General features: G+C 72.6%; 14 protein-coding genes and 1 rRNA gene. 7 read left to right on the top strand and 8 right to left on the bottom strand.

The annotated features are described in order from the left end of the window. Window positions 1–109: 109 nt before the first annotated feature. Window positions 110–2,323, bottom strand: a complete 2,214-nt coding sequence (locus BG452_RS42515; protein ID WP_188309736.1) for a DEAD/DEAH box helicase — start codon at window positions 2,321–2,323, stop codon at window positions 110–112. A 312-nt stretch (window positions 2,324–2,635) separates the two neighbouring features. Here BG452_RS42515 and BG452_RS42510 point away from each other — a divergent pair, with 312 nt between their 5' ends. The 4 genes from BG452_RS42510 (at window position 2,636) to BG452_RS42495 (ending at window position 8,503) form a co-directional block, all read left to right on the top strand. Next, window positions 2,636–3,919, top strand: coding sequence for an extracellular solute-binding protein (locus BG452_RS42510; protein WP_188309735.1), 1,284 nt, complete (start codon window positions 2,636–2,638; stop codon window positions 3,917–3,919). 37 nt (window positions 3,920–3,956) lie between these two features. Further along, window positions 3,957–4,859, top strand: coding sequence for a carbohydrate ABC transporter permease (locus BG452_RS42505; protein ID WP_188309734.1), 903 nt, complete (start codon window positions 3,957–3,959; stop codon window positions 4,857–4,859). Beyond that, window positions 4,856–5,695, top strand: coding sequence for a carbohydrate ABC transporter permease (locus BG452_RS42500; protein WP_317621505.1), 840 nt, complete (start codon window positions 4,856–4,858; stop codon window positions 5,693–5,695). Before BG452_RS42505 ends, BG452_RS42500 begins: the two co-directional genes overlap by 4 nt. Before the next feature lie 150 nt (window positions 5,696–5,845). Continuing rightward, window positions 5,846–8,503 (top strand): TIM-barrel domain-containing protein, encoded by a 2,658-nt coding sequence (locus BG452_RS42495; RefSeq protein ID WP_411293102.1) that lies wholly within the window; start codon window positions 5,846–5,848, stop codon window positions 8,501–8,503. A 134-nt stretch (window positions 8,504–8,637) separates the two neighbouring features. Here BG452_RS42495 and BG452_RS42490 read toward each other — a convergent pair whose 3' ends face one another. The 3 genes from BG452_RS42490 to BG452_RS42480 form a co-directional block, all read right to left on the bottom strand. Beyond that, entirely contained in the window at window positions 8,638–9,540 is a 903-nt protein-coding gene (locus BG452_RS42490; protein WP_188309733.1) for a hypothetical protein, read from the bottom strand. 7 nt (window positions 9,541–9,547) lie between these two features. After that, the gene (locus tag BG452_RS42485; protein ID WP_188309732.1) at window positions 9,548–9,919 is read right to left on the bottom strand and encodes a peptidase inhibitor family I36 protein; all 372 of its coding nucleotides are present in this window, start codon (window positions 9,917–9,919) and stop codon (window positions 9,548–9,550) included. Window positions 9,920–10,308: 389 nt separating this feature from the next. After that, window positions 10,309–11,160 (bottom strand): LysR family transcriptional regulator, encoded by an 852-nt coding sequence (locus BG452_RS42480; protein ID WP_188309731.1) that lies wholly within the window; start codon window positions 11,158–11,160, stop codon window positions 10,309–10,311. A gap of 95 nt (window positions 11,161–11,255) precedes the next feature. On the opposite strand from BG452_RS42480, the gene BG452_RS42475 reads away from it, so the two are divergent. After that, window positions 11,256–11,987 (top strand): SDR family NAD(P)-dependent oxidoreductase, encoded by a 732-nt coding sequence (locus BG452_RS42475; protein ID WP_188309730.1) that lies wholly within the window; start codon window positions 11,256–11,258, stop codon window positions 11,985–11,987. Between the two features lie 142 nt (window positions 11,988–12,129). Beyond that, window positions 12,130–12,501, top strand: coding sequence for a tetratricopeptide repeat protein (locus tag BG452_RS42470; RefSeq protein ID WP_188309729.1), 372 nt, complete (start codon window positions 12,130–12,132; stop codon window positions 12,499–12,501). Window positions 12,502–12,512: 11 nt separating this feature from the next. Here the strand turns inward: BG452_RS42470 and BG452_RS42465 are convergent, their stop codons facing one another. Next, window positions 12,513–13,151, bottom strand: coding sequence for a hypothetical protein (locus BG452_RS42465; RefSeq protein ID WP_188309728.1), 639 nt, complete (start codon window positions 13,149–13,151; stop codon window positions 12,513–12,515). A 612-nt stretch (window positions 13,152–13,763) separates the two neighbouring features. Beyond that, window positions 13,764–14,849, bottom strand: coding sequence for a peptidoglycan-binding protein (locus BG452_RS42460; protein WP_188309727.1), 1,086 nt, complete (start codon window positions 14,847–14,849; stop codon window positions 13,764–13,766). Window positions 14,850–15,432: 583 nt separating this feature from the next. Between BG452_RS42460 and BG452_RS42455 the strand changes: the two genes are divergently transcribed. Further along, complete coding sequence (locus tag BG452_RS42455) at window positions 15,433–16,092, top strand: hypothetical protein (protein WP_188309726.1); 660 nt, start codon at window positions 15,433–15,435, stop codon at window positions 16,090–16,092. Between the two features lie 147 nt (window positions 16,093–16,239). Here BG452_RS42455 and BG452_RS42450 read toward each other — a convergent pair whose 3' ends face one another. Then, on the bottom strand, window positions 16,240–18,348 hold the full coding sequence (locus BG452_RS42450) for a phosphocholine-specific phospholipase C (RefSeq protein WP_188309725.1): 2,109 nt from the start codon (window positions 18,346–18,348) through the stop codon (window positions 16,240–16,242). Window positions 18,349–18,578: 230 nt separating this feature from the next. Then, window positions 18,579–18,690: ribosomal RNA gene (gene rrf, locus BG452_RS42445) — 5S ribosomal RNA — on the bottom strand; the annotation flags it as partial.

Here is an 18,690-nt window from a genome sequence, read left to right as displayed (position 1 = left end):
GGGGTCGGACACCTCAGGACTCGCCTCCGGACTCGCCCTCGGACTCCCGTCAGGGCACCCCTCAGGACTCCCACCGGAGCACCCATCAGCACACCCATCAGCACACCCGTCAGGACTTCCGCTCGGCCGCCAGCCGCAGCTGCTCGTCCTCCACGATCCGCACCGCCAGCGACTGCTCCGACACGTCCACGGCCTCCGGGACGGACTCCGCCAGCTCGCTGCGCCGCGCGTACGCGTCGAACAGCCGCTGCTTCGCCCGCAGGATCTCCAGCATCCGCTGGTCGACGCTGTCCGCCGCCAGCAGCCGGTGCACCTGCACCCGCCGCACCTGGCCCATCCGGTGGGCCCGGCCCACGGCCTGGTCCTCCATGGTCGGCTTCACCTGCGGCTCGCACAGGATGACCACCGAAGCCGCCTGGATGTTCAGGCCCACGCCCCCGGCCAGGATCTGGCCGAGCAGCACGGCGTGCCCCGGCGCGGCGGTGAACTCGTCCACCACGGCCTGGCGCTTCTCGGCCGCGAGGCTCCCGTCGACCGGCCCGAACACCCGGTGCCCCAGCGCCTCCTGCACCACCGCCAGCACGTCCCGGAAGAAGGAGAAGACGACCACCTTCCGCCCGTTGTCGGCGGCCTCCCGGACGATCTCCCGCAGCCGCTGCAGCTTCGCGGAGTGTTCCGGGGCGGCGTAGGCAGCGCGTCGCATCGCCGGGAAGTTGCCCTCGGCGACGGCGGAGCGGTAGGCGGCGAGGTCGGCGGGCGTGAACTCCTCCCACTCGTCGACGTGGACGACCTCGGGCAGTTCGGTCAGCACGTCCTGCTGGTTGCGCCGCAGGTAGGCCGGGGCGACGGCCCGGCGGAACGCCTTCGACCCGGCGGCGGCCGAGCCGGCGTGGATGCCCGACAGCAGGTCCGGCTGGAGGTAGCGGACCAGGTTGCGGAACTCCTCCACCCGGTTCTCCATCGGCGTGCCGGTGAGGAACAGCACCCGCTCGACCCGTTCCGTCCAGGCCGCCACCGCCTGCGAGCGCTGCGCCGTGTGGTTCTTGACGTAGTGGGCCTCGTCGACCACCACCAGGCCGACGGCCTGCTCCGGCGGCACCTCCAGCCGCCGCAGCCCGTCGAAGGTCACCACGGCCACGCCGCCCCGCCGGAGCCACTCGGCGCGCGCCGCCGCGCGCTCCTGGCCGTGGCAGCGGTAGGCGTCCAGCGTGCTGCGGGCTTCGACCTCCCGGCACCAGTTGATCAGTACGCTCGCCGGGCAGACCACCAGGAAGTGGGTGCTCCCCCGGGCCCGCAGGTGCGCCATCACGGCTATCGCCTGGACGGTCTTGCCCAGGCCCATCTCATCGCCCAGGATCACCCGCTTCTGCCGCAGCGCGAAGCGCGCCCCGAAGGCCTGGTAGCCACGCAGCGAGACCCGGCAGCGGGCGTCGTCCAAAGGTTCGGCCCGCACCTGTTCGGACAGGTCACCGGGCAGGTGGCCCTCGGCGGCGGTGTGGTCGGCCGGGCCGCCGAGCGCGGCGACCTCGGCGAGCACGCCGTAGAACTCGGCCGAGCGGTGTTCGAAGTCCGTCCACGCCTCGATCGCGTCGGCCTGCGGGCGCAGCAGGTCGGCGGAGGCCTGGGCGAACAGGACCGGCGCCGCCTGCTCGTCGAGTTCCGCCAGCAGGGCGGCCAGTTGGTCGGCCGCCGCGAACGCCGCTTGCCGGCGCTCCCGCCCGGCGAGCAGTCCGCGCACCACCCCGCGGGCCGGCCCGGCGGCCTCCACCAGGGATCCGGCCCGGTCGGCGACGCGCTCGCCCAGCTCCGCGGCCCGGGCCGCGTCCGGCCCCGCGACGACCAGCCGTTGCAGCGCCACGACCAGTGCCGTGCTCAGCTCGTCCGGCCGGTCCACGTCCAGCCGCACCGCCACCGTCTGCTCGGCCGCCCGGGCGATCTGCCCGGCCGCGGCCACGGCCTGCGCCGCCGTCTGCGCCCCGACACCCGGCAGCAGTTGCAGCGCGTACGCCGACGCCTCCACCACCTGCCGGACCGTCCCGAACCCGGCGGCCTCCAGCGCCCCGGTCCGCAGCCGGCCCCCGGTCACGTCCCGGAGCCGGCCCACCGCGATGGCGCCCAACTCCTCCCGCACCAGCCGCTCCCGCAGCGCGACCGCCGCCCGCCGGGCCTCCTCCACCGCGCCCCGGTGGTCCCCCGCCACCGCCCGCGCGGCCACCCCGAGACGCTCACCCTCCGCCAGCAGCTCCCTGACCGCCCGGGCACCCCACCGTCTCTCCCCCACTGACGCCCTCCGCCCCACCGTCTGCCGTCCGGACCCGGTCATGATCCCACCTGCGGTGATGCCGTCGCCCGGCCGTCGGGAATGTCGGTGCGGACTGCCACGCCCGGGAACTCCGGGCCAGGACGCGGGAAGTGGACGGGTCCGGGGTGAGCCGGGGCACCCCGCGGTTTGAGCGTTTCTGCGCAGAGCGCCTCCGGCCTGCCCGGGTCGGCGGCGTCTTCATGCTCAAAACTGCGGCCAGGATTGACATGAACCGCCCGAAGCAGCAAGCTGCTCTTTCGAAACTGCTCAAAACCTGCGTTCTTCAAGCATCTTGGATCATCCGATCAAGCACGCACGAAGGCGGTAACTGCGGTGGACAAACGTGTGCTGGCCCTCGTCTCGGCGTGCGCCCTCGGTGCCCTCGCCCTCACCTCCTGTGGCAGCGGTGGCAGCGGCGGTGGGGGTGGCGGGACCGACGCCGACGGGAAGGCGACGCTGAAGCTGGTGGCCGCCGACTACGGCGACAAGGAGTCCAACAGCTCGAAGAACTACTGGAACAAGGTCGCCGCCGCCTTCACCGCGGCCAACCCCGGGATCACGGTGGACGTCCAGGTGGTGAACTGGAACGACATCGACAAGCAGGTCAAGACGATGATCCAGAGCGGCAACGTGCCGGACATCCTGCAGACCGGCGGCTACGCGGACAAGGTCGCCGACGACCTGCTGTACAAGGCGGAGGACGTGCTGTCGCCCGCCACCCGGGGCGATCTGATCGACAGTTTCGCCACCGCCGGGCAGGTCAAGGGTGTCCAGTACGGCATCCCGTTCGTCTCCTCGGCCCGCGCCCTGTTCTACAACAAGGCGGTGTTCCAGCAGGCGGGCATCACCCAACCGCCCACCAGCTGGGAGGAGTTGCGCAAGGACGCCGAGCTGGTGAAGGCGAAGGTGCCCGGGGTCACGCCGTACGCGCTGCCGCTCGGCCCGGAGGAGGCGCAGGGCGAGAGCATGATCTGGGAGCTCGGCGACGGTGGCGGCCCTACCGGCAAGGACGGCGCGTACACCCTGAACAGCCAGGCGAACGTCGACACCTTCCGCTGGCTCAAGTCCGGTCTGGTAGACCCGGGGCTGACCTACGCCAACCCGGCCACCACCGACCGCAAGACCGCGTTCGCCGACTTCGCGGCCGGCAAGGCGGCCATGCTCAACGGGCACCCGTCGCTGATCCAGATGGCGCAGGCGGGCAAGGTCGACTACGGGGTCGCGCCCATCCCCGGCAAGGACGGCCCGCTGAGCTCCACCCTCGGGGTGGCGGACTGGATGATGGCCTTCAAGAAGAACGGGCACCGCGACCAGATCCGGAAGTTCCTGGACTTCGCGTACGCCAAGGACAACCAGCTCGCCTTCGACGAGACGTACAACCTGATGCCGGTCACCCAGAGCGCGTTGCAGGAGCTGACCACCGGGGGCAAGCACCAGGACCTCCAGCCGTTCTTCGCCCTGCTGCCGCACGCCGTGTTCTACCCGCTCGGCGACACCACCTGGGACGCGGTCTCCGCCGAGATCAAGAAGTCCGTCGGCAGCGCCGTCTCGGGGGATCCGGCCAAGGTGCTCGGCGACCTGCAGAAGAAGGCCCAGGACGCCGTCGCGAACAAGTGACGGCGCCGGGCGAGCGACGGCTGTGAAAGGCGCCCCCATGACTCCCGACTCCCCTGTGCGCAGCGGCCGTCGGCCAGGCCCTGCGCTGGGCCCGCTGCCGTGGATCGCCCCGGCCGTGCTGCTGATCGCGGCCGTGGTGCTGTGGCCGGTGTACGAGATGGTCCGCACATCGTTCCTGCGGGTCAGCACCAGCGGTTTCGTCCGCGGCTCGGCCGGGCTGGACAAGTACCGCAAGCTGTTCGGCGAGGCCGACCTCGGCCGGGTGCTGCTCGCCACGGTGGTCTGGACGCTCGCCGTGGTCGGTCTGACCATGCTGCTCTCGCTCGCCCTGGCCCAGCTGTTCGACCAGCGCTTCCCGGGCCGGCGGTACGCCCGCTGGGCGTTGATCGCGCCGTGGGCGGCGTCCGTGCTGATGACGGCCATCGGCTTCCGCTGGATGCTCGACCGGACGGCGGGCGTGCTGAACACCGCGCTGACGGACCTCGGTCTGGTCGACGGCCCGCGGGACTGGCTGGGCGATCCGTCGACGGCCTGGCCGTGGATGGTGTTCGTCGCGGTGTTCGTCTCCCTGCCGTTCACCACCTACACCCTGCTGGCCGGTCTGCAGACCATCCCCGGCGAGCTGTACGAGGCGGCGCGGGTGGACGGCGCCTCGCGCCGGCAGGCGTGCCGGCGGATCACCCTGCCGCTGCTGCGCCCGGCGTTCCTGGTCGGCGTGGTGATCAACCTGATCAACGTCTTCAACTCCTTCCCGGTGATCTGGGGCATGACCCAAGGCGGCCCGAGCAGTGACACGGCCACCAGCACGGTGTTCATGTACCAGCTGAAGGACACCGACATCGGGGAGTCGGCGGCGATGTCGGTGGTCAACTTCGCGCTCGTGGTGCTGCTGGTGCTGGTCTTCCTGAAGGTCAGCCGCTGGGGTCGGGAGGAGAGTTGACGATACGTCAGAGAAGGTCACGGATCGGCCCGCGCACCCTGGCCCTCGCGGGGGCGGCCTGGCTGCTGGCGGCGCTCTTCCTGCTGCCGTACCTGGAGATGGTCGTCACGGCGCTGCGCCCGGCCGACGAGCTGCGCGACGCGACATACCTGCCACGGCACTTCGCCTGGTCCAACTTCGTCGGCGTCTGGCGTGACTCCACCCTCGGCGGCAACCTGCGGGTCACCCTGCTGGTGGCCGGCGGCTCCACCGTGCTGGCACTGCTGGTCGCGCTGCCCGCCGCGTACTACACCGCCCGGGTGCGGTACCGGGGCCGCCGGCTGTTCCTGCTGCTGGTGCTGGTCACCCAGATGTTCCAGCCGACCTCCCTGCTGGTGGGCCTCTACCGGGAGTTCTACCAGCTGTCCATGCTCAACTCGGTCTGGACGCTGATCCTCTGCAACGCCGCCTTCAACCTGGCCTTCGCGGTCTGGATCCTGACCGCGTACATCTCCTCGATCCCGGTGGAGCTGGAGGAGGCCGCCCTACTGGACGGCCTCGGCCGGCTCGGGGCGCTGCGCCGGGTCGTCCTGCCGCTGGCCCTGCCGGGCGTGGTCACGGCGGTGATCTTCACCTTCATCTCCGCCTGGAACGAGTTCGTGATGGGCCTGACGCTGTCCACCGATCCGAGCAGCCAGCCGCTCACCGTCGGCATCAACAGCTTCATCGGCAACTACACCGTCCAGTGGAACTACCTGTTCGCCGGTTCGGTCGTCGCGATCGTGCCGGTCGTGGTGCTGTTCGCCGTGATCGAGCGGCACGTGGTGTCCGGGCTGACCGCCGGATCGGTCAAGTAGCGCTCCGAACCGGCGGATCCAACCACCAAGCGGATCCAACCACCAAGCGGATCGAGCCAACGAGCAGATCGAGCCAACGAACGGATCGAGCGAACGAGCAGAACGAGCAGATCCAGCAGATCGACCCACCGAGTCGACAGGAGAACCCCCGTGCGCCTGCTCCGACCCCACCTCCGACGAGCCGCCCTCGCGGCGGCCCTCACCAGCCTCGCCGCCGTGGCCGGCCCCGTGCTGCCGGCCCGCGCCGCCGTCCCCGCCGCCGTCCTGGACGGCGGCCACCAGAACGCCGGCTGGCAGAGCCCCGCCTACGCCAAGGGCACCATGGGCGGGGCCGCCTCCTGCCCGGCCGCCGCCCAGGACCCGGACGGCGCCGTCTGCGGCCGCTTCGACCTCACCGTGAACGTCCCGAAGGGGTACTGGGACGACAACCCGGAGGGCGGCGTCCCGGTCTCCGTCCAGTGGCAGAACCCCACCGACGACTTCGACCTCTACATCTACGACGCCAACGGCAAGGAGGTCGCCGAGAGCGCCGGCACCGCCGACCCCGAGGCCACGGTGATCCCCAAGGCCTCCGGCACCTACCACGTCCTGGTCGTCCCGTACGACGTCCACGGCGGTTCCTTCACCGGCCGCGCCTACCTGCCGCAGACCGCCGACGCGGGCGACCTCACCTCCTTCACCGGCGGCAGCGGCAGCTACGACATCGCCGCGGGCACCCTCAAGGCCAAGGTCGACTTCCTCGCCGACGACCAACTGCGCCTGCGCGCCGCCCCGGACGGCACCATCACCGACCCGGCCGACAGCGCGATGATCCGCAAACAGCCCGAACTCCAGCCCCGCACCTCCTCGTTCGACGCCGGCGACTACTACGGCATCCGCTCCGGCCACGTCGTCCTGCGGGTCTACAAGCACCCCCTGCGGTTCGGCCTCTACCAGGCCGACAACCGCACCGCGATCTGGCAGGAGAACGCCCCGCTGCGCTGGTCCACCAGCGGACTGCGGCAGAGCCTGACCCGCGGCGCCGACGAGCAGTTCTTCGGCGGCGGCGAGCAGAACGGCAGCTTCTCGCACCGCGACCAGACCGTCCACGTCGCCAACAGCACCGACTGGAACGAGGGCGGCTACAACAACTCCCAGCCGTTCTACGTCTCCACCGCCGGCTACGGCGTCTTCCGCAACACCTTCGCCCCCGGGATCTACGACTTCGGCTCGCCGGTGCACACCGGCCAGCAGGAACGACGCCTGGACGCCTACTACTTCACCGGCGACGTCAAGTCCGTCATCGGCCAGTACACCGCGCTCGTCGGCAAGCCCTTCATGCCACCGGTCTACGGCCTGGAGCCCGGCGACTCCGACTGCTACCTGCACAACGCCAACCGCGGCGAACGCCACACCACCGACGCCCTCAAGGTCGCCGACGGCTACGCGCAGAACCAGCTGCCGCTCGGCTGGATGCTCGTCAACGACGGCTACGGCTGCGGCTACGAGAACCTCCCGCAGACCGGCGAGGGCCTGCGCAAGGACCACGCCCAGCTCGGCCTGTGGACCCAGAACGGCCTGCCCAACCAGGCCGAGGAGGTCAAGGCCGGGGTCCGGGTGCGCAAGCTCGACGTCGCCTGGGTCGGCAACGGCTACGGCTTCGCCCTCAACGCCTGCGACCAGGCCAAGGCCGGCATCGAGGACAACAGCGACGCCCGCGGCTTCGTCTGGCTGCCGGTCTCCTGGGCCGGCGCCCAGCGCTGCGGCGTCCTGTGGAGCGGCGACCAGAGCCTGTCCTGGGACTACATCCGCTGGCAGATCCCCACCTACGCCGGCGCCACCATGTCCGGCATCGCCTACGACACCGGCGACGTCGGCTCGATCTTCCGCCGCGACCCCGGGATGTACACCCGCGACCTCCAGTGGAAGGCCTTCCTGCCGACCATCATGACCATGGACGGCTGGGCCAAGGACATGACCGGCAAACAGCAGCGCGACCAGCAGCCCTGGCTGGACGGCGAGCCCTACACCTCGATCAACCGCAAGTACCTGCAACTGAAGGAGCGGCTGCTGCCGTACATGTACACCCTGTCCGCCGAGGCCACCCGCACCGGCATCGGCGCGGTGCGCCCGCTCGCCCTGGAGTACCCGCACGACCCGGCGGCCCTCGGCCCGAACGCGAAGTACGAGTTCCTCGCCGGGCCCGACTTCCTGGTCGCCCCGGTCTACTCCGACACCTCGGTGCGCGACGGCATCTACCTGCCCGAGGGCACCTGGACCGACTACTGGACCGGGCGCACCTACCAGGGCCCCACCACGGTCAACGGCTACTCCGCCCCGCTCGACACCCTGCCGCTGTTCGTCAAGGGCGGCGCGATCGTCCCGATGTGGCCCCAGGGCACCCTGTCCTGGCAGACCCGCGACCGCACCGAACTGGACTACGACCTCTACCCCCAGGGCGACTCCTCCTACACCCTCTACGAGGACGACGGCGTCACCCGGCAGTACGACGCGGGCTCCTCCGCCACCCAGCGCGTCGACGTCCACGCGAACGGACCGGTCACCACCGTCAAGGTCGGTGCCAGCGAAGGGAGTTACACCGGCAAGCCGGACGCCCGCTCCTACCGCTTCTCCGTGCACGGCCAGTCCGCCCCGCGCCTGGTCGTCACCCGGGGCGGCCCGCTGCCCCACCTCGACTCGGCCGCCGCCCTCGACGCCGCCGACTCCGGCTGGTACCACGACGCGGCCACCGGCGTGACCCACGTCAAGACCCGGCCGGTCTCCACCGACGACGACTTCTCGCTCCACCTGATCCGCGGCGGCCACTGACCCTCCGCCCGCGCGCCGTGACCCCGCGCCGCCCGGCCCTCCCGCCGGGCGGCGCGGGGTCGCGGTGCGGATCGGTGCGAATCGGCGCGGTGCGCCCGGTCGGCCCCGGCGGCACTCCTTCTGTCGACGCCTCCTCAGGGGCCGGTGGTCGGGCGGCTCGTCCGGGCGAGGGCCTGTCGGCGCAGCGTCCAGAGCCGGTCCAGCTGGGGCCGGTCAGAGCCGAGGACGGTCCGTTCGATGTCGGTCTGCGCCTGGGTGACGGCGTCGGTGAGTCCGGCCTGGGACTGGCACCGAGCCGAGGTCCTGGCGAGGGCGAGTTCACCGCCGATCAGCTCGTGCGTCCTGCCCGGGTCGCCGCCGTCCTGCTTCACCCGCTGGTCGATCGTCGCCACCGGGTCCCCGAGGTGGGCGGCCGGCTGGTGGGCGGCGGTCATGCAGTCGCGCCAGCGGCCCTCGGCGGCGGTGAAGCGGCCGTCCGCCTGGACGCCGGTGACGACCTTGCTGCTGAGCACCTGGAAGGTGTTGAACAGGCGGTAGTAGTCCGGGCCGTAGAGCGCGTCGCCGGCCTGGGTGAGGCAGGAGTCGCCGTTGTAGAAGAACTGCTGCCGGTCCGGGAGGTCGACGGTGACCCGGTGCGCCTCCGTCCCCAGCAGCGCGTCCTTCCAGGCCTGGTCGGAGGCGTGGTCCTGGTTGGGGTCGGCGACCGGCTTCAGGTTCAGCTCCGTGCTGATGACGCCGAAGCCGTCGTCGGTGGCCTGGGCGGTGGTGAGCAGACCGTACGGGTTGGCGTCCACCCGGTGGTCGCCGGTGCCGAGGGCCTGCGGGCGGTACTCGAATCCGCGCCCGCGCATGCAGGCGGCGACGAGTCCCTCCTCGGCGTCGTGCAGGGCGACGCGCTGCTGCTCGTCGTAGTGGACGACACCGTCGAACGGGCGCGGCTCGGCCCCGGGCGGGGTGGTGCCGCCGGACGAGGAGCATCCGGCGGCACCGAGGCCCAGGAGGACCGCCGCGAGGGCGAAGGTGATCCTGGTCTTCATCACTGGATCAGACCGTGCACCAGCGGTCGGAGAGGATGGACGGCAGGTTGTCCTGAATCTGGGTCCAGCCCGTGCCGCGGTACAGGATCCAGCCCTGGCCCTGGGCGTTCTTCTGGGCGTAGACGACGACGTTGCAGCTGTTGCCGTTGTTGAACGCCGAGCCGCCGAGGCTGTTGTTGAAGTTGCGGTACTGGCTCAGGTCGTCGTTGTCCCGGTAGACGGTCTGAACGCTGCCGTTGTAGCCGGCGTTCCAGTACACGCACAGGCCGCCCGCGTTGCAGCCGGACGGGGCCGCCTCGGCCACGGGGGCGAGGGCGACGCCGGCGCCGAGGGCGAGGCCCGCAGCTACGGCGAGGGAGGCGATGGTCTTCTTGAACATGAGCAGGCTCCTCGAATCGAGTGAAGGTGCTTGCCGTTCCCACCGAGCGGGACCGCCCGAAGCCACGCGGGATCACTGAAACCGCCTGGAGACGAAGGATTCTGACGTTCCGTCGGCTGTTCGTCAGTCTGCGCCACACCGAGGCGGACGCCACCGGCCCGTACCGACCCTGGGACGGCGTCCCACGACCCCGCGCCGCTGAGCAGCGGCGCAGCCGCCCTCCCGGGCCGACTGTGGGACATCGCGTGCCCGTTGGGACGGCGTGATGGGGCGATGCCGACGGCCACCACGGTTTCCTGCCGGCGGGCGGCCGTCAGCGACTCGGGACAGGACGACCCGCGACGTCGAACCGGGCCGCCTCCGGTGGAACCCGGCCAGGTGTCTCGGGACTACCGGAGGCGTGTCGCGGTCCGGACGAGGTCGGCGACGGCCCTGGACCGGCTGTGCGGGGGCCAGGCGATCACGGTGGTGACGTTCGGCGCGTCCAGCACGGGCACGGCGGCGAGGTCACCGTGCAGTTGGGCTCGGCAGGACTCCGGTGAGACCGCGCAGGCCCGGCCGAGCGAGACGAGCTGCAACAGCTGCGCGTGGTCACGGACCTGGGGGCCGGGGCCGGGCGGGTAGCTGCCGTCGGGGTCGGGCCAGCGCGGCAGGGGCAGGCCCGGCAGCCCGGTGATGTCGGCCATCCGCACCTGGGCCCGGGCGGTGAGCGGATGCCCGGCCGGCAGGACCACCACCTGGCCCTCCGTGCTGAGCTCCTCGGTGTGGAGCCCGGCTGTCGAGTCGAACGGCCGGTGCAGCAGCGCCACATCGGCCCGGCCCTCGCGCAGCAACCGTCCCTGCTCGGCCGGGCCGCACAGGAGGACCTCCACGGACGCCGCGCCGGGTTGGGCGGCGTACGCGTCGAGCAGTCGCGCCAGCAGTTCACCGGACGCATTGGCCTTCGTGACCAGGACGAGTCCGGGACGGCCGTCCGCCGGGAGGGCCGCCCGGCGGGTCCGGCGTTCGGCGGCGTCGACCGCCGCCAGCGCCGCTCGGCCCTCGACCAGCAGCACCGCACCGGCCTCGGTCAGCGTGACGGTACGGCTGGTCCGGTCCAGCAGCACCGCCCCGAGGCGGCGTTCGAGCCGCTGGACCGCCCGGGACAGGGGCGGCTGCGCGATCCCGAGCCGCTGCGCGGCGCGCCCGAAGTGCAACTCCTCGGCGACAGCGACGAAATAGCGCAGTTCCCGCGTCTCCATGCGCCCACGCTACTCCGGATCAATACCCGAACGGTATCGATGCCCACCCGATCGGTCTTGGACCTCGGCCGGGGGCCGGGAGCAGCATGGTCCCCATGAGCGAACGAACGATTGCGCTGGTCACCGGCGCGAACAAGGGAATCGGCTACGAGATCGCCGCCGGCCTGGGCGCCCTCGGCTGGAGCGTCGGCGTCGGCGCCCGCGACCAGCAGCGCCGTCAGGCCGCGGTGGAACAGCTGCGCGCGGCCGGCGTCGACGCGTTCGGCGTCCCGCTGGACGTGACCGACGACGCGAGCGCGACAGCGGCCGCACGGCTGATCGAGGACCGGGCCGGACACCTCGACGTGCTCGTCAACAACGCCGCCATCACCGGCGGCATGCCGCAGGAGCCCACCCGGGTCGATCCCGCCACCATCCGAACGGTCGTGGAGACCAACGTGATCGGAGTCATCCGCGTCACCAACGCGATGCTGCCGCTGCTGCGCCGCTCCGCCTCACCGCGGATCGTGAACATGTCCAGCAGCGTCGGCTCCCTCACCCGGCAGTCCGGAACCGGTGGCGAGCAGACAACCGGTCCGGTGGCCGTGGCGTACGCGCCGTCGAAGACCTTCCTGAACGCCGTCACCCTCCAGTACGCACGGGAGTTGAGCGGGACGAACATCCTGATCAACGCCGCCTGCCCCGGCTACGTCGCGACCGACCTCAACGGCTTCCGCGGCGTGCGCACCACCGAGCAGGGCGCGGCGATCGCCATCAAGCTCGCCACCCTGCCCGACGACGGCCCGACCGGCCGGTTCTTCGAGGACGCCGGCGTCGTGCCCTGGTGACGGGTACGACGGCTGCCCCTCGGGGGGCGGGCACGGCAGTGCGGACCGGAGGCCGGGGAGGGGGACGAGGCCACCGTGCCGCTGCCGCGCGAGTCCTTGGCCCTCTGGCGCGGGCCGGCTGAACAACCTGGCCGACGCCCTGGTGAGGGCCGACCGGGCCGCGGACGCCCTGGCCCCGATCACCGAGTCGCTCGACCTGCCGGCGGGTCGGGACTCCGACCCGTACCTGGTGATCTCCACCAAGACCCACGCCCAGGTGCTCAGCGCGCTCGGCCGGTCCGAGGAGGCGGTGGAACAGATCCACCGTGCCCGCGAACTCGGCCAGGCGCAGGGCACCCAGGCCCACGCGGAGTTCGACTTCGCCGACGTCATGAGCCAGGTGCTGTACGACCGCGGGCGCACCGCCGAGGCCCGTGCCCACGGGGAGCGGGCCCTCGAACTCGCCGCCGAGCAGGGGCGGCTGACCCGCCAGGTGGAGCGGGTCGGGGCCCGCCTCGCGCAGTGCGGGTCCTGACCGGCGCGAGGTCAGACGCCCCGGCTCCGGTACGGCGAGGCGGGCCGGCCGGGAACAGCGGCCGAGGTCGCGGGGCTCGCGACGGCGGCCGGGACGGTGGGGACGCCGGGGACGGCCGGGAATCCGGGGACGGCCGGGAATCCGGGCGCGGCCGCGCCAGTGGAGGTGGTCGGGCGGGTGGAGGTGGCGGGGCGCCGGAAGTCCGGGTCCGCCGCCGAGGTGGTCGTCCGCCGTCCCGTGGCCGCCGGGGCGGCCGGGGCCCCCGCGGTCGTGGTCCGGCGCACGGTGGACACCCCCGGCACGGCCGCGGGCGTGCCGCCGTCCGGCTCCACCCGCTCGATCCGCAGCACCAGGTTGCGGTCCCGACGGTCCCCCGCCCGGTCCCGGTTGCGGCTGTGCACCAGCTGGGTCAGCACACCCCGGACCTCCTGCCAGCGCCCCTGCACCGCACGGATGTTGGGGCACCACTCGGACCCGAACCGGTGCTCCAGCGCCAGCTGCCAGCTCTCCGCCTCCACCAGGTGGACCGCACCGACCGCCGCCGGGATCTCCACCGGGGCGGCGCCCCGGACGGTCACCACCGCGCGCTGCGGCCAATCCCCCTCCACCGCCGTCACCGTGATCCGGCTCGGCCCCTGGTACCAGGCCATCGCTGCTGTCCTCCCGCGTCCGTCCGCGCCGGCTGTCACCCGGCCTCACCCAGTACCACGGACGGCGGCGCCGATGGGTTCGAGCCGGGCTGAACCGGGCGGCCGCCGCGATCCGTGCCACCTGGCGAACACGGCCACCCGGGGAGCGGCCACCAGCACGTGACCAGGACCGCATCGCCCACCGGAGCACCGCGGCGGGCGCACCTGGTCTGCGGCGCGGCAGCCCTCGGCCTCGCCGCGGCCGGACTCCTCGCGGTGCACGTCCCGCCGCCCCGGGCGGTCCCCGACCGCCCCCACCAGGGGGCCCGACCGGCCCCGCCACCACCGACCCCGACTCCTTCACCGTCGACCAACCCCCCCACCGCGGCGGCTGGGCCGACGCCGGCACCTACCACCCCCGGCCCGGCCCCCTCACCGTCCGCCTCCACAACCTCGGCCAGGACTGGACCGGCTCCGGACAGCCCACCCACGCCCACCTCGCCGCCGCCCTCCGCCTCACCTGTCAGGGCTGACCCCGCCCACCGCCGCCCCGCACCGGCGGCGACACGGCGAAGCCCGTCCTCGAACTCCCTCCCCCAGGGGAGAGTTCGAGGACGGGCCGGGTCTGGGGCGTCAGGCCGAGACGTGGTACCAGTAGCCGCCGGTGTGCAGGGTCACGTAGTGGACGTTGGTGTTTGTTTCCTTGGCCTCGTACATCATGTCGGCGCCGGTGGCGGGGTCGGTGCCGGCGTAGAGCACGACGTGCACGGTGTTGTGGGCGTCGGTGCCGAAGTACTCGACGTCGCCGGGCCGGCGCTGGGCCTCGGTGATGGGGGTGAGGTGCTTGTCCAGGGTCTGCTCGGTGGTGTCGCCGCCGTTGGCGAGGTCGATGCCGGCGCCGAACCAGAAGGCGGCCCGGACCAGGCCCGAACAGTCCAGGCCGGCCGTGGTGTTGGCCGGGCAGGGCTGGATCGAGCCGGTGTAGCCGTCACAGGTGCCGAGCGACGGGCCGGGGCCCTCGCCGCGCAGCGAGTGGCCGCCGCCCCACACGTACGGCACGCCCAGGTAGGACTTGGCCGCGTTGAGGACCTTGGCGGAGTCGATCGGGCCGCTGGGCCGCGGGGTGGGGGTGCTGTCGTAGAGGGCGTTCTTGGTGGCCGTGTCGGCGATGCCGGTGATGGGCAGGGAGTGCGAGGCCTGGAAGTTGCGCACGGCCGTGTCGGTGGCCGGCCCGAACTGCCCGTCCACGCCGAGGCCCGCGCCGAAGGTGTTCAGCATCGTCTGCAGGGTCGTGGCGCACGCCCCGCTGGCGCCGGTCCGCAGGTCTCCGCACTGGGTGCGCAGGTCCACGGTGGTGCCGGAGGCGGCGGCCGCCGCCGCGTCGAGCTTCGACTTGGTGGCCGGGCCGACGATGCCGTCGGCGGTCAGCGAGTGCGAGGACTGGAAGCCGCGCACCGCCGTACCGGTGGCCGGCCCGAACTGGCCGTCCACGGCGATCTTGGCGCCGGTCAGGTTGAGCTCCAGCTGGAGCTGGGTGACACAGCCGTCGGCCTCACCCTGCGTCAGGTTGGCCGGGCAGGCCGCGGAGGTGAGGGGTATCGGGCTCGGCGCGGTCGCGGCGGAGGCGGCCGAGGCGGTGTACGCGCCGACGCCGGTCAGCACGGATGCCAGGGCCAGGCCCAGCGACAACCGGCGCCGGGTGGGGAGGAGGGTACTCACAGGGGTCTCCGGTTCCATGAGGGTTCGTCACAGGAGCGGTCCCGGAGGCCCGCTCGTGAGCACTGGGTCGCAGCAGAACTGTGCCTCACTCCCCGTCCGCCCCGGGAGACGGCTTTCCGTCCCACCGGGCCGCGGGACGCGTCTCACCGCGCTGGCCTGCGCGGTGAGACGCGTCCCCAATTCGGAGTGGAACCCGTCCCGGTCCGAACGGCTCGTCCCCTGGGCCCGCTTCGGCCGTCCGACCGGGCCGTCCTGCCCGGCCCGCTCGGCCTCCCGGCGGACACCCGTGCCTGCCCCCACCCCGGCCCGCCGACCACGCCTGCCGACACATCCCCCGAGCCCGCGCCGCCCACCAGGCTCCAGCCGCCGCCCCCGACCGGCCCGGCCGGCAGCCCGTCGACGGCACCCGCCCGACGCACCGCGCCGGCCCACCCTGCCCACCGGGGCCAGCCGCCTTCCCGGCTCTCCGCCCGGAGGGTACTTCGTGCCGGCATCGATTTGTGACGTGCCCCTGCCTAGTTCGTTCCCGTTCCGGTGTGGTGGGATGTGGCCAACGGGGTGGGACGAGCGCAGGTGGGGGTGCGTGGTGCGGAGCGGGCGGCTGCTGGGGCTGGACGGGGACGCGGCGGATCTGGTCGCGGTGGGGCTGGTGCGGTTGGGGGCCGATGAGTGGCTGGGGGCCACGGGCGGGGCGCCGGCGTGGGTGGGCGGGCTACGGGCGGCCTCGTTCGCGGACGCCTGGGTGTCGTTCGGCGACGCTCCGGCGCCCGGCCTGCGGGTGCCGGCCTCGGCGGTGCTGCGGGCGGTGGCGGAGCAGGCGGCCGAGCTGCTGTTGCGTTCCTGCGGGGAGGACGGGCCGACGGCCCTGGAGTGGCTCGGGCAGCGCTCGGCGGAGGCCCGTGAGCAGGCGGACCGGACGGGCGTGACCCACCCGGCCGAGCCCTGCGCGCTGACCCTGGTGTGGCACGGGGTCCAGGCCCTGACCGGCGGGGACGGCCCGTCCCACCGGGTCCGCGTCGAGGAGCGGGCCGAGGCGTACGTGCGGGAGCGGCACCGCCGCCAGGACACCCTGGCGCTGGTGCTGTGCTGCGCCCGGATCGCCGCCGCCTCGCTGGTGGAGCTGAGCGGGGGCGATCCGGCGCGGGTGGACGGGTGGCTGGAGGAGGACGCCGCACGGGCCATGCCCCGCGTCGGCCCCGTCCCGCTGTGGGTGCCGGGCCGCCCCTGGCAGCCCGCCGGCTGACGGCGTAGGGCGGGTCGCCCGCCCCACGGCTGTGAGGCGGGCAACCCGTCGCCGTTCCCGGCCCGGGTCAGCGCGGACCGGGGTCAGCGCGGACCGGGGTCAGCGCAGTCCGGGGTCAGCGCGGACCGGGGTCAGCGCAGTCCGGGGTCAGCGCGGACCGGGGTCGCTGGTGCCGGGGCGGCCGTTCTCGAGGTGGCCGGCCCAGCGGCGGCGGAACGCCGGTCCGTCCGCGGCCGTGACGGTGACGTCGTACCAGCGGCTGTCGGCGCGCGGTTCGAAGGTGAACCGGGCGTCGTCGCCGGGGCGGAGGGTGCGGCCCTGCTGGGAGCCCTTGGCGTAGGCGTCCTCGACGGTGACCGTCCGGGTCGTCTCCCCGTGGTTGGACACCGTGACCCGCACCTTGTTCTTCGCGGGCTCGAAGCGGGCGACCAGGCCGCCCACCGTCTTGCCCTCGAACTCCTGCACCGAGCCGTTCGGCCCGTGGGCGACGAGGTGGTAGCCGCCGGCGGTGAGCGGCCAGTGGTCCTCGAAGCTGTCGCCGGCCGTGATGGTGTAGCGGCGGGGGGCCGCCGTCGGCGCCGTCCGGTCATAGACGTAGAGCCAGGCGCCGGCCGTGCCCTTGTTGTCCAGGTTGAGCTGGAACACCGTCGCGTCGTCGGTCTCGTCCTCGTTGACGCGCAGGTCGTACGGGAGGGCGCGGGCCGGGCGGGTGCCGGGTTCCTGGGTGGGCATCCGCTGGGGCAGCGGCACCTGGTAGGGCTTGCCCTGCGAGACGATGGGCGCCGGTACGGGGATGGTGACCCGCCGCGGGTCGGCGCCGGAGAAGTCGAGCGCGGAGGTGAGGTCGCCGCAGACGGAGCGGCGCCAGGCGCTGATGTTGGGCTCCTCGATGCCGAACCGGGCTTCCAGGAACCGCAGGACGGAGGTGTGGTCGAAGGTCTCCGAGCAGACCCAACCGCCGCGCGACCACGGGGAGATGACGAGCAGTGGCACTCGCGGGCCGAGGCCGATCGGCTGCAGCCCACCGCGGTCCGCGCCGGGGACGAGCGGGCTCATCTCGCCCGGGTACTTGGCGAGGTCGAGCAACTCGTCGCCGAGGCTGGCCTCCAGTTCAGTGGAGACCATTCCCTGACCGCCCGGGCGGCTGACGACCGGCGGCATCGGCGGGACGACGTGGTCGAACAGGCCGTCGTTCTCGTCGTAGTTGATGAGGAAGACGGTCCGGCCCCAGACCTCGGGGTTGGACGTGAGGGCGTCCAGCACGAGGTTGATGTAGTAGGCGCCGTCGGTGGGGGTGGCGGAGGGGTGCTCGCTGTACTGGTACGGCGGCACGATCCAGGAGACCTGGGGCAGCCGGCCCTGCTGGACGTCGGCCCGGAACTCCTTGAGGGTGTGGTCGCTCGCCCCCTTCTCCACCAGCGGGCCGGAGGCGCCCTCGGCGACCTGGTACCGCTCGAAGAACATCAGCGAGTTGTCGGTGTAGTTGTCCGTGGGGGTGCCCGGCTCGCCGGAACCGCCCTGGTACAGCTTCCAGCTGACCCCGGCGTCCTCCAGCCGCTCCGGGTAGGTGGTCCAGGTGTAGCCGTTCTTGTCGTTGCGCTCCTCCAGCCCGGGACCGTTGGGCTTGCGGCCGTACGCGTTGCGCGGGTCGCTGGTGCCGGTCCACAGGTAGATGCGGTTGGGCGCGGTGTCCGCGTGGACGGAGCAGAAGTACGAGTCGCAGACGGTGAACGCGTCGGCGAGGGCGAAGTGGTACTGCAGGTCCTGGCGCTTGAGGTGACCCATCGTCATGACGTCCTGCTTCTGGTTCACCCACTGGTCGTGGCGCCCTTCGTTCCAGGCGAGGTGGCCGCTGCTCCACCCGTGGTCGGTGCCGGCCTGGTGCTCGGTGGTGTTCCTGGGGTCGATGTACCAGGGCAGCACCTCCTGCTCGGTGGCGGGCAGGCCGCGGTCGTGGTACCGGCCGGTCTTCACCGCGGCGGCGGGCTGGTGCCAGTTCGGTCGGCCGTCGGGCAGCGGCGCGGGTCGCGGGTCGCCGAACCCGCGGACACCGCGGAGGGTGCCGAAGTAGTGGTCGAAGGAACGATTCTCCTGCATCAGGATGACGACGTGTTCGACATCCTGGATCGAGCGGGTCCTGCTGATCGCGGGCAGGGCCAGCGCCTTGCTGACCGCGGGCGGGAACGCCCCGAGGCCGGCGGCGGCCACGGACGCGCCACCCAGTTGGAGGAATCGACGCCTGTCGATGGAGGCCACGTGTTGTCCTTCCCAGTCGTGCACTGCACGGGTACGGAGAAGGCTCGAACATAGGCATCGCACACGGGCCGTACACAGTCCTCCAGCGAACGCCGCATGAGCTTTCGGCCAACTGTTGTCCAGTCAACTTCCCACTGTGGACGCCGGGAAGGCCGGAGAACTCCCGAGGGCCGTCGGAAACGCGAAAAGCCCCCGCCCGGTTCACCCGGCGGGGGCTTTTCTGAAGAATTGTTCGGCGGCGTCCTACTCTCCCACAGGGTCCCCCCTGCAGTACCATCGGCGCTGTGAGGCTTAGCTTCCGGGTTCGGAATGTAACCGGGCGTTTCCCTCACGCTATGACCA

Source organism: Streptomyces sp. CBMA123 (assembly GCF_014596465.1).
Classification (GTDB): Bacteria; Actinomycetota; Actinomycetes; order Streptomycetales; family Streptomycetaceae; genus Kitasatospora.
This window is presented reverse-complemented; position numbering and strand designations above follow the sequence as displayed.